At 57.3% G+C, this 13,638-nt stretch carries 8 protein-coding genes and 1 riboswitch; of the genes, 5 read left to right on the top strand and 3 right to left on the bottom strand.

Features of this window, described 5'->3' with window-relative positions; all coding sequences use genetic code 11:
* Window position 1 precedes the first annotated feature (1 nt).
* From RSSM_RS18795 to RSSM_RS18775, 5 genes are all read left to right on the top strand, one after another.
* Window positions 2-2,872, top strand: a complete 2,871-nt coding sequence (locus RSSM_RS18795) for a COG1361 family protein (RefSeq protein ID WP_008682248.1) — start codon at window positions 2-4, stop codon at window positions 2,870-2,872.
* A gap of 152 nt (window positions 2,873-3,024) precedes the next feature.
* A riboswitch (cobalamin riboswitch) is annotated at window positions 3,025-3,277 on the top strand.
* Between the two features lie 224 nt (window positions 3,278-3,501).
* Complete coding sequence (locus RSSM_RS18790; protein WP_160168150.1) at window positions 3,502-4,380, top strand: PEP-CTERM sorting domain-containing protein; 879 nt, start codon at window positions 3,502-3,504, stop codon at window positions 4,378-4,380.
* Window positions 4,380-5,513: a DUF1559 family PulG-like putative transporter gene (locus RSSM_RS18785; protein WP_085980010.1), complete on the top strand. Its 1,134-nt coding sequence runs from the start codon at window positions 4,380-4,382 to the stop codon at window positions 5,511-5,513. Before RSSM_RS18790 ends, RSSM_RS18785 begins: the two co-directional genes overlap by 1 nt.
* A gap of 22 nt (window positions 5,514-5,535) precedes the next feature.
* The gene (locus RSSM_RS18780) at window positions 5,536-6,504 is read left to right on the top strand and encodes a DUF4465 domain-containing protein (protein ID WP_008682238.1); all 969 of its coding nucleotides are present in this window, start codon (window positions 5,536-5,538) and stop codon (window positions 6,502-6,504) included.
* On the top strand, window positions 6,501-6,782 hold the full coding sequence (locus RSSM_RS18775; protein ID WP_008682236.1) for a hypothetical protein: 282 nt from the start codon (window positions 6,501-6,503) through the stop codon (window positions 6,780-6,782). The genes RSSM_RS18780 and RSSM_RS18775 overlap by 4 nt, the downstream gene beginning before the upstream one ends.
* Window positions 6,783-6,919: 137 nt before the next feature.
* Here the strand turns inward: RSSM_RS18775 and RSSM_RS18770 are convergent, their stop codons facing one another.
* The 3 genes from RSSM_RS18770 to RSSM_RS18760 form a co-directional block, all read right to left on the bottom strand.
* A complete protein-coding gene (locus RSSM_RS18770) occupies window positions 6,920-8,182 on the bottom strand; it encodes an HD domain-containing phosphohydrolase (protein ID WP_008682233.1) in 1,263 nt (420 codons plus the stop codon).
* A 178-nt stretch (window positions 8,183-8,360) separates the two neighbouring features.
* Window positions 8,361-11,387 carry an ATP-binding protein gene (locus RSSM_RS18765; protein ID WP_044303002.1) on the bottom strand — a complete coding sequence of 1,009 codons (3,027 nt, stop codon included), beginning with the start codon at window positions 11,385-11,387 and terminating at the stop codon, window positions 8,361-8,363.
* A 51-nt stretch (window positions 11,388-11,438) separates the two neighbouring features.
* Window positions 11,439-13,559 (bottom strand): cadherin domain-containing protein, encoded by a 2,121-nt coding sequence (locus RSSM_RS18760; RefSeq protein ID WP_236621237.1) that lies wholly within the window; start codon window positions 13,557-13,559, stop codon window positions 11,439-11,441.
* Between the last annotated feature and the right edge of the window lie 79 nt (window positions 13,560-13,638).

Below are 13,638 nucleotides of genomic sequence, written 5' to 3'. Positions count from 1 at the left end.
GATGAGTTTGACAGTGATCAACGACGATCGACAGAACCGACGATGTGATTCATCACGTCGTGCCGGTGTCGCTGCGTTGTCGCCGCTGGTCGCTCGATCGCTGCATGGCGTACTCGCCATTATGATTTTGGCTTCGGTTTCCCTGACGAGCGGATGCAGCCAATTGCGACTCCCCGCGATTGACCCGACCGGCAGTTGCCTGTTCTCACCTTTGCCGACGACCACCCGGCTCGCGTTGCCGTGCACGAACGGTGAATGTGCCCTCAACGGCCCGTGCCGCTGCCTCGGTTGTCTTGGCGGATTGGGTTCGTGCCTGCGTTGTCCCGGATTTTCCTTTCCTGATCCCGCGTTCCAAGATCCTGCCGATCCCCCGGCATGCGTGAACCCCAACGCGGTGACAGGCAGCGGTGTCGCGAACAACGAACCCTGCGTTCCCGGCCCAGGCTGCGGTGGCGATTGCCTCGTGGGTCCTCCCGCGGTCCTTTATGGAACTGAGATCAACGCGACGAAAGCGTGCAAGCTCCCTCCGCGCGGAAAACGCGGCTGTATCTTGCTGACTCCCCAAAAAATCGTCGCCCCGGTCGGCGGTGAGGTCATGTTGCTTTCCGGAATTTGTGGCACCGACGGATACCTGCAAGTCGGCGAACCGCTCGAGTGGATGCTCAGCAACGACAGCGTCGGGAACATCATTGCCGTCGGTGACGACGCACCGGGTGTTCTGCATCGGCTCGCCAAGGTGCCTGCGGCAAAGAAGCAAGACGGCGCGTACGCGTTGGGCGTTACCAGCACCAAAGCGGCGCTCATCACTCGCGGAAACACCAATCCGAACGACGACGTCAAACTCGAAAAGGGTCAAACATGGTTAACGCTGAGCAGCCCGAGCGAGGGAACCAGCCACGTGACCGTGTTGGCTCCCGAGAGTGAGTGCTGGGATCAACGCAAAGCCAACGCGACGATCTACTGGGTCGACGCCCGTTGGCAATTCCCGGGACCTCAACGGTTGAACGCCGGCGTCGCAGCCGAACTCGTCACCCGAGTCACTCGTGCCGAAGGCAGTTTGCCCGCACGCGGATGGAAGGTGCGATATGAATTGATGAATCCGGAACTGGCAACGTTCGCTGGAACAGACGGCTCGTCGATTGTCGAAGTCAACGTGGACGATTCCGGCAACGCGCCGGCGACCTTGGTTCCGATCCCAGGAACCGCAGGAAACGCAGTGATCGACATCCGAGTCATCCGTCCGGGAGGCCTGAGCGACAACATGCCCGATCTCACCCTCGGTCGTGGACAATCCTATGTCACATGGTCGGCGCCGCAGTTGACACTCCGGGCAGGTGGTCCCGAGGTCGCGTCGTACGACGTCCCGTTTGATGTCTTCGCAAACATCGCAAACCCCGGCGACCAAGACGCAACCGGTGTGGAAGTCCGCGCGGCGATTCCTGAAGGCGTCCGAGTGATCTCGTCGGACGCCTTTGCGAAGGTGTTCCCGAACAGCGTCGTTTGGGAAATCGGCACCATTCCGCCGCAACAACAACTCGACATTGGTCTCAAACTCAGTGCCACCTCGCCGATCTCGATCGCGTTTGAAGCTCGCGGCGACGGCGGTTTGGCAGTCGATGACGACGTTCGCGTGGACATCTATCGCCCATCGCTCGTGTTGCGGGTTAGCCCGGAGAAACAACGCTACGAAGCAGGCGACAACGTGGTCTACACCATCGAAGTCGAAAACACCGGAGATCGTCCGTTGCGTGACGTCGGGTTGATCGCGCGGGGAGACGAATACATGACCCACACGGAAAAGAACAGCCGTGAGGTCGCAAACGACAAAACCGATGGTCCACTGCAACCAGGGGAAGTTTGGCGAAGTACGGTTTCGTTCACGTCACTCGATTCCGGCCTACGCTGCGTCAACTTCACCGCATCGGCGACCGGCGGACAGCAACAGTCGCAGTCGTCCTGCGTAACGGTCATCAACCGCGCACCGCCAACACCTGCCATGGCGGTGACGGTTTCCGCCGCTCGTGATCGCATCGTCGTGGGCGACCGCGTCTTCATCCGCGGCAGAGTCGAGAACACCGGCAGCATTCCACTCAAAAGTGTGCGTGTCACCATGTCGTACGATCCTCAGGTCGTCCCTGAACAGGCGACCGTGGACTTCCCTCGCAGTCTCGACACGGCTTACCTGATCGCGTGGACGATTGAAGAGTTGCCCGCCGGCGAAACCGCTGTGCTCGAAGGAGAATTCTCCGCACAACAAACCAGTCCCGGCAGCCAATTCATCTTCACCGCTGAATCCTCCGAAGGAGCCCGTGGCAGTGCTTCCACTCGCGTGCAAATCCTTCCCAACAACACGCCGGATCGTCCGCTCACCGCCCCACCGGTTCTTCCACCGGCCCTCACGCCGCCGGCGATCCCAGGCGGACCGGGGACTCCTCCACCATCGAACACCCCGCCTCCAACGACGCCGTCGAGCCCATCGGACCGCAACGCCGCCAACACCGGGTCGCTCCGACTCGACGTGCTACAACGGGACATTTCACCACGGGTCGGTGACGCGATCGGCTACAGCCTTCGATTGACCAACGACACGAACCTGATCGACAACGGGGTGCAGATCGCGTTTGACCTGCCACCGGGTGTTTCCATCGAAAGACTTTCGCAGACGCAAAGCCCCGAGCTGAGTCGATTCAATCGCAGCGGCAACACGATCTACTTCGAAGAGATTCGGTCGATCAAACCAGGTGAATCGATCGACTACGAACTCGTCCTCCGCAGCAACCAACCGCAAACGTTCAATCTGTTGATCGAAGCGGTCAGTCGAAACTTCCCCGCGGGAATCGCCGCACGACAGCCCACCGAAGTGACGCCTTAGTCGTTGACGTCGACTCAACTTTCGCGTTGTTAATCCTGTGAAAGATCCTGTGACATGAGGATCTTTCCTAAGATCCACGACCGCCGACCCAAACGAAGATGCGTCGGTCATGTAAACTTTTTTACATCATTGACAGTTCCATCGTCCCTTGTAACATCTCGTGCGTTCATGGTGACGAACGTGGTTTCAGCCTCGTTCGTGAACAGGGAACTTCGGTGCGACGTCGTTTTTGTCGATGTCAATTCCGAGACGGTCCGGCCGCTGTGTGCCACTTGCGTTCTTAACAGTTCGCATCCGTCGCTCCTTTCTTTGAAAGTGCCATTGTTCGTGAATCACGAATGAGAAGGCAGCGAGCGAGACGGAAGAGTGGTGAGTCAGAAGACCTACCTTGAACGAGACGGCTCAGTGCCCTCCTGGATTGGGGCGGTCGTTGCAAAAGCCACACATTGCTGTGTTCAAACGCGGAACGTTTGGCTTTTGGATTCTTCATTGAACTGACTCAGCGACCACTCTAGCGTTCCCATTCGCGCGTTTGTTCTGCAGTGAATTGACTGCGGTATCTGCGATGAAGGTGCGTCTCGAGCGAACCGCCGAGTTCCAACGAATAACGCAACACGATGTTTTGCCGCATGTTCTCGGCAGCAGTGATCACTGCATGCCTCACCTCCGCTGTATCGGGCGGAATCTACTCAGGCCCGTCCGGTACGACGAACGGAGCCCCCGACAATCCGATCGCACGCAGCGCCGTCTCGACGTTCGAAACGAGCGTGGTCGAATACTTTCCCGCCGCGGGAGTGAGCCCGAGCTTTACCAATCCCGAAACAGGGTTGAGTTCGCTCGGCGAGGTCAACGGTTCGGGCACGCCAGGTTACATCACCCTTGGGTTCGACGCGCCGATCACCAACGGACTCGGAGCCGACTTTGCCGTCTTTGAAAACGGATTCAACTTTGGTACGAATTCGGACGGTGTGCCCGGACTCTTTGCCGAATTCGCGTATGTCGACGTCAGCACGAACGGCAGCGATTTCCTTCGCTTCCCCAGCATCAACTTAAACTCCGGACCATTGCCCGGCGGATTCGGCGGTGCTTTCTCAGGCTTTGACGTCACCAACGTCAACAACCTCGCCGGGAAGCACGCGGCCAACTGGGGAACGCCGTTTGACCTGGACGCACTCAGCACGGATACGCTCGTCCTCAACGGCATCGTCAACCTCGACCAGATCAACTACATCCGCCTGACAGACATCCCTGGCGACGGATCGTATACCGACAGCCTTGGCAATCCGATCTATGACAACTTCCCGACATCCGGTTCGGGCGGTTTCGACTACGTCGGCCTGCCAACCGGTGCGATTGGAGTCCTCAACAGCGTCACGGCCGTTCCCGAACCATCGAGTTTGGCGATCATGGGGATGCTCACCGCGGGATTCGTCGCTCGTCATCGACGTCGGCGGCGACATCCGCGTGAGACATCGAAAGCAGCGACATCCAACGATGATGCGGCCTGATGAGCGAGGCCATGAAAACGACGCCGAGCCAAGACAACGGCGGACCTGACGTTGCCTCTCCCTGCACCGGAGTTTGCCGACTCGACCTAAGTCGAATCTGCATCGGTTGCGGACGCACCGCCGATGAAATCGGACGCTGGACGACGCTCGACTCGGTTGCGAAAGCAAACGTGGTCGCCAAGTCACGGCAACGTCTCGACTCAACGCGTCATGCCTTCACGCTGGTCGAGTTGTTGGTCGTCATTGGAATCATCGCGTTACTGATGGGGTTGTTGTTGCCGGCGGTTCAATCGGCTCGTGAGGCCATGAGACGAATCCAATGCGCCAACAACCTCAAACAGGTCGGCCTGGGCTTTCACAACTACCACAGCGTCTATCGGAAATTTCCTACCGGAGGTGCTGGTGTGGTGTCCGCAACCAATCCTGCGATTCGGGAAATGTGGCGTCCGAGTTGGGGTTCGGTTCTGCTGCCGTTCCTCGAACAACAGGCACTCTACGAGGAACTGAACCTGGACACTCCCTATGTGGACGCGGTCAACCATGCCGGCGGAGCCAAGCTCGTTCCGACTTATTTGTGCCCGTCCGCACCGCAATTGGAATCGACGCGTCCTAACGGCGACACTCCTTGGTCGGACGTTCAATTTGGACGAACAGACTACGGCGGAAACTATGGCGAACGCGGGCTGCGGTGTGCTCCTCACGGAAGTTGCCGAAACGACTACTCGGACATCGGCATAACCGACGGTGTCGGCCGAGGCGTTCTGCTCTTTGGCAAAGATCCACAGATCGGATTGCGAGACATCTTCGACGGAGCCTCGCAAACGATTGTTGTAGGCGAAGCCCCCGAAGGCCTGCATTCGATTTGGATCGGCCACAAAAACCTATTCGACCAAAGCGCACCGATAAACGCCCGTGTGAAAAGCGGCACGACCTGGAGTTCCTGTGCCCCCTCTCTCAAAAGCAGGCACGGTGACTATTGCGACTTCGGTCAAGAGTTCCACAGCTACCACCCCGGCGGATCCAACTTCTTGATGGTGGACGGTTCGGTGAGGTTCGTGACCGAACAACTCGACCTGAAAACCTTTGCCGCTTTGCTGTCGCGTCGTGGCGGCGAACTGATCTCCGATTTCTAGACGACCAACACCGAGAACTCACATGACCCAGCAATTTCGTTTCCGATGCGTCGCGGCTCTTGCGATGTTCATCATTCTTTCACCGTCACTGCACGCGGACGTTGTCGTCGATTTCGAGAGCTTTGATCTCTTTGGCGAAGCCGACGGATACCTCAGCGGACCGGCTCCCAACGCTGTCACGGATCCGAACGGTGCCTACGGCGGTCCTGACCAAGTCGGCAGCTATGAGAGCGACGGAGTCAGGTTTCAAAACGTGGTGAACGCGTTTGGAAGTGAATCCGGATTTTCCATATCCAACACAACCGACACGACATCAGGGAGCTATCTCAACGAGTCCAGTGCGATCGCCGGCGGCGGAGCGGAGGGATCGTCCCAGTACGCCGTCGCGTTCGGGTACCACGAACCGGGAGGCTCCTTCTATCACCCGTACTTCGCAGGGGTCCCCTTCGACGCCACCAACATCGATCACCTGATGAACCTGCCGACAATTTTCCTTCCCGAAGGAGCAACCGCGGTGTCGGCATTGATCACCAACACGACATACGCTGCACTCTCGATGCAAACGGGCGACGACTTCTCAAAGCAGTTCGGCGGAACAACCGGAGACGATCCGGACTACCTCAAACTGTCCGTCTATGGCGTCGACGCGGCTGGACAAACGCTCGATTCCGAAGTCGAGTTCTACCTCGCCGATTACCGCTTTGACGACAATTCACAAGACTACATCGTCGACACATGGGAGTTTCTCGACCTATCACCTCTTGATGAAGCGATCAGTCTGCACTTTAACTTGGAGTCGTCCGACACCAACGCAAACGGGATGAACACACCAGGCTATTTCGCGCTCGACAATTTCACCTATTCAACAACCGCTGTCCCTGAACCAGGCAGTTTCGCCGTGTTGACCGTCGCCGCAGTCCTGTCGGTGGCGCTGCGAAAACGTGGACGGTCGCAAACCGTCGTCGACACCGAAGGGAGGTCTCGCGCGTGACTCTCTACGACCAATGGATTGAACACGGGTTTGAGGTTGAACACACACCGGGCGTTTCTCGATCTTTAATCCGCGTCGAAACGAACGGAGATCATTTCCTGCTGACCGATTCGGGCGGCTACGACATCCCCAACGACGACGGCCCGTTTCGAATCATGCAATTATCCCGCACCGGCATGCTGATCGACGGCCCTACGAACTTCCACAATCGGCTCGCATTGGCGGCGTGGCTACGTCGTCGGTCGAGCATCGCGATCCCGACCGATCCGCGGATGTGACAGATATCGCAGGTTTCATCCCAACATGCTCTAGAATTCCGACGCGGGTTAGCCTTCGGGGCGTCCGAAATGGATCTTTTGAAAGATCCTCATGCAGCAGGATCTTTCACAAGATCCACGACGTGAAAACGCGTCGTCTATTCCGTTGGTGGTGTCGGTGAATCGACGTGATCCATGAAGTCGAGTTGCACGCGGACGATCTCTTTGGTCGACGCAAAGAACGCGTCGAGAACATCAGGGTCAAAGTGAGAGCCACGACCCTCTTCGAGAATCGAGAAGCACTTCTCGCGTGGCATTGCTTTTTTATAAGGACGCTCGGCTGAAAGGGCGTCGAAAACATCGGCCACGGCCGTGATCCGTCCTTCGAGCGGAATGTCATCCGCCGCGAGACCGAGCGGGTATCCGGTGCCGTCAAATCGCTCGTGGTGAGTTTGTGCAATACTCGCGGCGAGTCGCATCAAGGCACTCCCGTTGCGGAGCATGTCGCTGCCATACTCAACATGGCGTCTCATCAGACGGGCGTCTTGTCCGGCATGCGGCTGGATGATTTGGTGACCGAACTTGACGTGATCCTGAATGATCTCAAACTCTTCCGGTTCGAGCTTGCCCGGTTTGAGCAGGATCGCATCGGGAATCGCGATCTTACCCACATCGTGGAGTTGAGCCGCCATTTCGATATCGCGGACAAACCAATCCGGCAATCCCATCGCCTTGGCAATGATCCCAGCAAAACGTCCCACGCGAATGACGTGGTTACCCGTGTCATTGTCACGAAGTTCAGCCGCGCGAGCCAAACAGTAAACAACTTCTCGACGCGACGCCTCGAGTTCTCGCGTACGCTGTTCGACTTTCAGTTCGAGTTCCGTTGCGTGATGTTGCAACCGGTCTTGGAACGATTTGGCTTGCAATGAGTTGCGAACCCGAGGAGTCAAATCCATCGGGTCGACGGGTTTGAGCAAAAAGTCAGTCGCGCCTAGTTCGAGACAGGTCAGTTTAATCTGTTCGTCGGTATTTGCGGTAAGGATCAGAACAGGCAAATGTCGGAACTGCGGTTCTTCGCGAACTTTCCGGAGGATCTCGATCCCATCAACGCTCGGCATGTTGACGTCCAACAACAAGACGTCTGGACGTGTCGCCGCGAGGATTCGCATCGCGGCGGTCGAATCGGTGGTTGTCTCAAAATCTCGATAGCCCGCTCGCTCTAAGTATTTTTTGACGATCAGGACGTTGGCGATTTCATCGTCGACAATCATGATCTTGCCCGGCAGCGCACGGGTCGTCGACGCAGCGTTGTTTGCCGAGGCTGGCTTGGCCCCTCCGGGCGCGACGACCGGAAACCCTGTATGGGCTCCTGCCGCTGGCACGGATGCGGTATCGGTAGCGGAAAGCATGTCGCTCATGTTGCTGTCGAGTGAAAGCGGAATTTTGTTTTCTCAGTTGAATCGTACGTCAAGCCAGGGGGCGCGAACGCAATAGTGCGATTTGACGCGACAAACGAGCACAAGAAAGGTGCGATTATGCGGAATATCAGGCAAGCCTGTCGGTGACTGGCGTCTGCCTGCGAACCAACCGTCGTTCTCATGACTCGGCTACCTGCGGAACAACCATCCGTCCGCGAATCGATTCGATTTTTGCGATCCAACGATCACACTCATCGAGGTTCCCCGCCCCGGCCGCCGCGAGCAGATTTCGCGACGGTTGGGTGAGATCCGAGTACCCCACCGTTCCCCCAGCACCTTTGAGCCAGTGAGCGCTTTGAGCGAGTTCATAGAGCCGACCTTCGGCGAGCTCGTCACGCATCTGCGGCAGGCGAGCGTCCATTCGTTCGATGAAACCTCGCACGATCTCAAAGAAATCCGGGTCATCGAGTGGTAAACTGCATTGAATCGGATCGGCGACCGCGACATCCGACAGTCCGAACGTCGATTCGGAGTTCGCCATGGTCGTCGTGGAAGGTATCAAACCGCGCGAGCCCTGCGACTCGGTCGTTTCAGCCGGACCGGTTGTCGCGGACTCTTCGGTCACTGACGAGGCGGGCTCCGATGTCTCGTTGGTCGGTATCACCACACGTGCATTGAGTTCACGTATCTGTGCGAGGGCTTGCAGCGCGATGTCGACCTCTTCACCTTTGGCTGCCACTTCGAGTTGCTTGGCCGGTGCCGTGAACACGCCGAGCCCGACAGTTCCGCCGGCCCCTTTGAGCCAGTGCGCATCGCCGTGAACCGATTCGAAATTGGCTTCATTCAACGCCGCTTCGATCGCATCGAGTCTCGCAGGCAATCGATTGAGGAAGTCACTCGTGATCGCTCGGAAGTCCTCATCATCCATCGGCAGTGTCGGGATGATCGCATCCTCCGGCGTGCCGTCCGTTCGACCGTGTCCGCCGGCTTCATCATGCGGCAGCAAAATGCACGGCAGGTCGGTCGGTGTCTCCACCGGTTCACCGGCCGGACCGAGATAGCCTGACACCAATGCCAACAATTGGTCGATATTGATCGGTTTGGTCATGAAGTCATCACAACCGGCGTCGACACATTTCTCGCGGTCTCCTCGCATCGCGTTACCGGTCAACGCCACAATCGGTTCGGCAAACCCAGCGTCGCGCAAACGTCGCGTCGCGGTGTATCCGTCGAGAACCGGCATTTGCATGTCCATCAGGATCAACGCAGGTGTTTGTTCGGCGACACGTTCAATCGCCTCGAGACCATTGTTCGCGGAAATCACAGTCGCTCCCGCACGCGTCAGCACGAGGTCGATCAGTCGTCGGTTCGCCTCACCGTCGTCAACAACCAAAACCAACTTCGGCGGCAACGAAGCAAGGTCCGAATTGGCGGCGTCGGAATTGCGATTCTCGGAAGACTTCTTCAACTCCGCGGGCGATACCAAGTCCGTCAGATCCGCACTGCTCAACGGCAGTTCCAACCGGAACGTGCTTCCCATCCCGGGTTTGCTCAGCACGTTAAGCGTGCCTCCCATCGCTTCGGCCAAACGACGGCTGATCGACAGTCCGAGTCCGGTACCACCGAACTTTCGGGTCGTCGTTGCGTCCGCCTGGACGAACGACTGGAAAATCTTTGCTTGCTGCTCCGGCGTCATCCCGATCCCGGTATCAACCACGTCAATACGTAGCACCTGGTCGCTGGTGGAATCGACGAGAGACGGGTTTTCATGCTCGACAAAAAGGTTTTCAGGATCGGCGTCTCGCATCGCCGCGATGATCGAGACACTTCCCTGTTCGGTGAATTTGATTGCGTTGCCGACGAGGTTCGTGATCACCTGTCGCAATCGAGTCGGGTCACACTGTATCGTTCGCGGGATCGCCGATTGGAATCGAACGTTCAGATCGAGCGAGTTCTCATCCGCCCGAACCTGCAACGTATTGGCAACGTCGACCAACACTCGATCCACATGCGTTTCGATCGACTCGACCTGCATTTGCCCCGCTTCGATCTTCGACAAATCGAGGATATCATTAATCAGTTCGAGCAAGTGCGCGCCGCTGCGGTGGATCATGTTGAGATGCCCGACGGCTTCGTCAGAGTTGGTAACCAACCCTCGGCGTAAGACATCGGTGAACCCCAATACCGCGTTGAGCGGCGTACGAATTTCGTGGCTCATGTTGGCCAGGAACTCGCTTTTCGCCTCGTTGGCGTTCTGAGCCGCGTCGCGTGCTTGAGCCAACGCGACCTTGTTCTCTTCAATCAAGGTGATATCGTCAAACGTCACCAAGAACCCTTGCCCGGTGATCGGCGTGCAGTTCACCGAGAAAGTCAGCGTGCGGCCGTCAACTTCGAGTTGCAGGATGCGATCGTGAACGGAGTCTTCGGTTCGTTTGGAAACCGCCCATGGCATTTCTTCGATCGTGCCATCGTCTGATTCATTTCCATCCTCGCGTTTGCCGGAATCGGGATCAATCCACGGCAATGTGCCGACGGGTTTGCCAACGAGTTCACTCGATTCTCTCGAGATCAGATGCGTCAAACGTTTGTTCGCGAACAGAACTCGTTGATCGGCGTTGAGAAGAACGAGTCCGACCGTGAACGTATCGAGCGCCTTCTCAACATGCGTCGGCACCGCACCGGACGGATCGAGGCTCTGCAGCGTCTTCTTCAAAAAGAACGAAAACTGCACGAAACAAGCCGGCACCAACACGATCAACAACCATGCCGGGGCCCAGTAATTCAGCCCAAACAGCCCACCGGTGGATTCAAACGAAATCTGCATTTCGCCCCATTGCTTCCCGTAGCGAAATACGGGGACACGCATTTGTGTCATGGGATCATCGAGCGTATCGTCCCAAATCTCTTCGTGTGGACCGGACGAAACAATCAATCCACCTTCGATGCTGATCAGACCAATGCTGCGGATCGCCTCGTCCCGGTGAACGACCGATTCCAGCGTGATTTGAAGGCTTTCGATCTGACCGCTCGACGCCATCGCGGTCCCGCCGATCGCGAGCGTTTCACATAGTTTTGCCCGTCCGCGCAGAATCTCTTCTTGCTCGTTTGGAAAAAAACCACCCGCGCTGGCTACCAGCAGCGTACCGGTCATCAGACCGACCAATCCAAAGGAAAGCCGGAGTCGAATGGGGATAAAAGAGAGCATGAGTTCGAAGTAGTTTCAAATACAGATACGTCGTGAATTAAAAATAGATGGCTATGCGTTGTCCGGCACATCGGATGAATCCGCGTCGGGTGATTGGGTAACCTCGCGGTTTTGTCGGTCCATCAATTGTTCGAGCGTTTCACTCCCGGCCGCACCGGCGCCCGCCGAACCGGTTAACCCGTTCATAATCAACAACGGGTCAACACCACTCCATGCTGGCATGTGTGCAATCAAACCGGACACAAGGAATCCGCTGCGAAGTGCCCAGGCGACCACACCGACCGTGAAACTCGAAGCCGCCGCACCGGCCGAACCGACCATGATCAGGTCACCATGGATGCGAGAGTCGACGTCTTTCTGATAATTGTCGAGTTGATCCCACATCGCTCCCGGGCGAGTCATCAACGCGAAATCCGCCATCACGAGGCTGCGTGTTTGGTAATCGCTCAACGGAGTCGATGAATCACTCGCTTGCATAGCGGCTTCGCGAGACGACCCCGTGATATGTTCCGAAAACGATTCTGACAACTGCTTGATCAATGCATCGCTGGTGGTCGCTTGTTTGGATTGCCCGTCCGCTTGCCCCTCGATCGCAACCTCGACCGCATTGACGGCTTGCGTACTTTCGCTCGATCGTGACTCGGACTGTGACTCCCCACGCATACCGGATTGCACCGGGTCGACGGAATCTCCTTCACTCGACTCGCTTGACTTCTCTTCCTCAGAACTGTTTTCCGATTCACTGCTATCCGACTCGGACTCGGATTCCGTCTCGGCGGGTTCCTCGTTGCTATTGTTGTTGTCCCCATTATCGGTGCCGCTGTCGGTTTGCGTCGTCGTGACCGCGGTGGCACTCGGCGGAGGCAACACGGGTGCGAACTCGATCGTCACCGTTGCGACATTGCTATCGCTCGCACCATCATTCGCTTTCCACTCGAAGGTCACTTCGCCAATGAATCCTGCTTCCGGAGTGAACGTGAACTCACCCGAAGGCAACAGAACCAAGTTTCCTGACGCGGGTGGTGTCACGAGCATCGCCGTCAATGCATCGCCGTCGGCATCGCCCGAGAGTGACTCGAACACACTCGCCGGAACGACCTTCGCGACGTTGGATGTTCCGGTGGTTTCGTAGTTAGTTAACGTCGGAGCGATGTTTGCAGCCACAACCACACCGGTCGGACTGCTAAGAATCGACTCTGCATTCCCGCCACCGTCGGTATACGTCACCGCGACCCGAATTGCCGAACCAATGTCATCTGTCGTCAACACGTAGGTCGTCGCGTTGGCTCCTGCGATATTGACGCCGTCGCGGGTCCATTGATAGGCAAACGGGTTCAGCCCGTCTTCGTCGGAGATGCTGCTCGCATCAACACTGAGCGTCTCTCCGTCGATGAGGCTTCCGCTGATCACAGCATTCCCCGTTGCCGGATCATTCACATCGGCGACCGTCAAAGTGAACGCCGCTGAGTCATCGGGAGTTCCGCCTAAAGTGGCGTCGTCGACAGTGACGGTGACATCGAACGATGATTTCGTTTCAAAGTCCAAATCGGTCCCGGCTCTTAACCGCAGGTCATTGCCAACGATCTCGAACGCTCCCGCGTCAGCACCATCCAACGTCACCGACTCACTGCCGAGATCGTCGTCGTCGATCGTGATGGTAGCCACCACGATGGGCGCCGAGGTGTCGGTGTTCTCGTCAATCGTTGTGACGACTGGAGTTAATGAGACACTGGGCGCTTCGTTAATATCGCCGACCGAAACCGAAATCGTTTGCGTTGCGGACGTGTTCGTGCCGTCTTCGACCGTAATCCCGAGCGTATAGGTCGATGCAGATTCAAAGTTCAAGTTGCTGTTGTCCGCGACGGTCAGCTCGCCGGTGGTCGCGTTAATGGCAAAAACACCGTCTCCGTTTCCTGAAACGATGCTCCAATTCGTAATCGCACCGACCGAGTCGTCGTCCGTTGCCGAAACCGATCCCAACGAGAAGCTGTTCGCCGCATCTTCGCTGACGTTAAACGTCTGGGAAGCCTCCACCACAGGAGCGTTGTCGTTGACGTCGTTGATGGTGATTTCAATCGTCTCGGTCGACGATGTATTGGTTCCGTCTTCCACCTGAACCGTCAACGTGTAGCTCGCGGTGGTCTCACGATCGAGGTTCGCGTTATTGAGAATCGTCAGCTCACCGGTCGACGAATCGATCGCAAAATCCCATCACCGTTGCCATTCGTGATCGCCCAGTTTTCCAGCCCAC

The organism is Aporhodopirellula sallentina SM41 (assembly GCF_000346505.1).
Classification (GTDB): Bacteria; Planctomycetota; Planctomycetia; order Pirellulales; family Pirellulaceae; genus Rhodopirellula; species Rhodopirellula sallentina.
Note: the sequence above shows the minus strand (reverse complement) of the source record. Positions and strands in the feature narration are given on the sequence as shown.

Coding starts and splice junctions, on each gene's coding strand:
- RSSM_RS18795 (WP_008682248.1), top strand. CDS start 2: ATGAGTTTGACAGTGATCAACGACGATCGACAGAACCGACGATGTGAT.
- RSSM_RS18790 (WP_160168150.1), top strand. CDS start 3,502: ATGTTCTCGGCAGCAGTGATCACTGCATGCCTCACCTCCGCTGTATCG.
- RSSM_RS18785 (WP_085980010.1), top strand. CDS start 4,380: ATGAGCGAGGCCATGAAAACGACGCCGAGCCAAGACAACGGCGGACCT.
- RSSM_RS18780 (WP_008682238.1), top strand. CDS start 5,536: ATGACCCAGCAATTTCGTTTCCGATGCGTCGCGGCTCTTGCGATGTTC.
- RSSM_RS18770 (WP_008682233.1), bottom strand. CDS start 8,182: ATGAGCGACATGCTTTCCGCTACCGATACCGCATCCGTGCCAGCGGCA.
- RSSM_RS18765 (WP_044303002.1), bottom strand. CDS start 11,387: ATGCTCTCTTTTATCCCCATTCGACTCCGGCTTTCCTTTGGATTGGTC.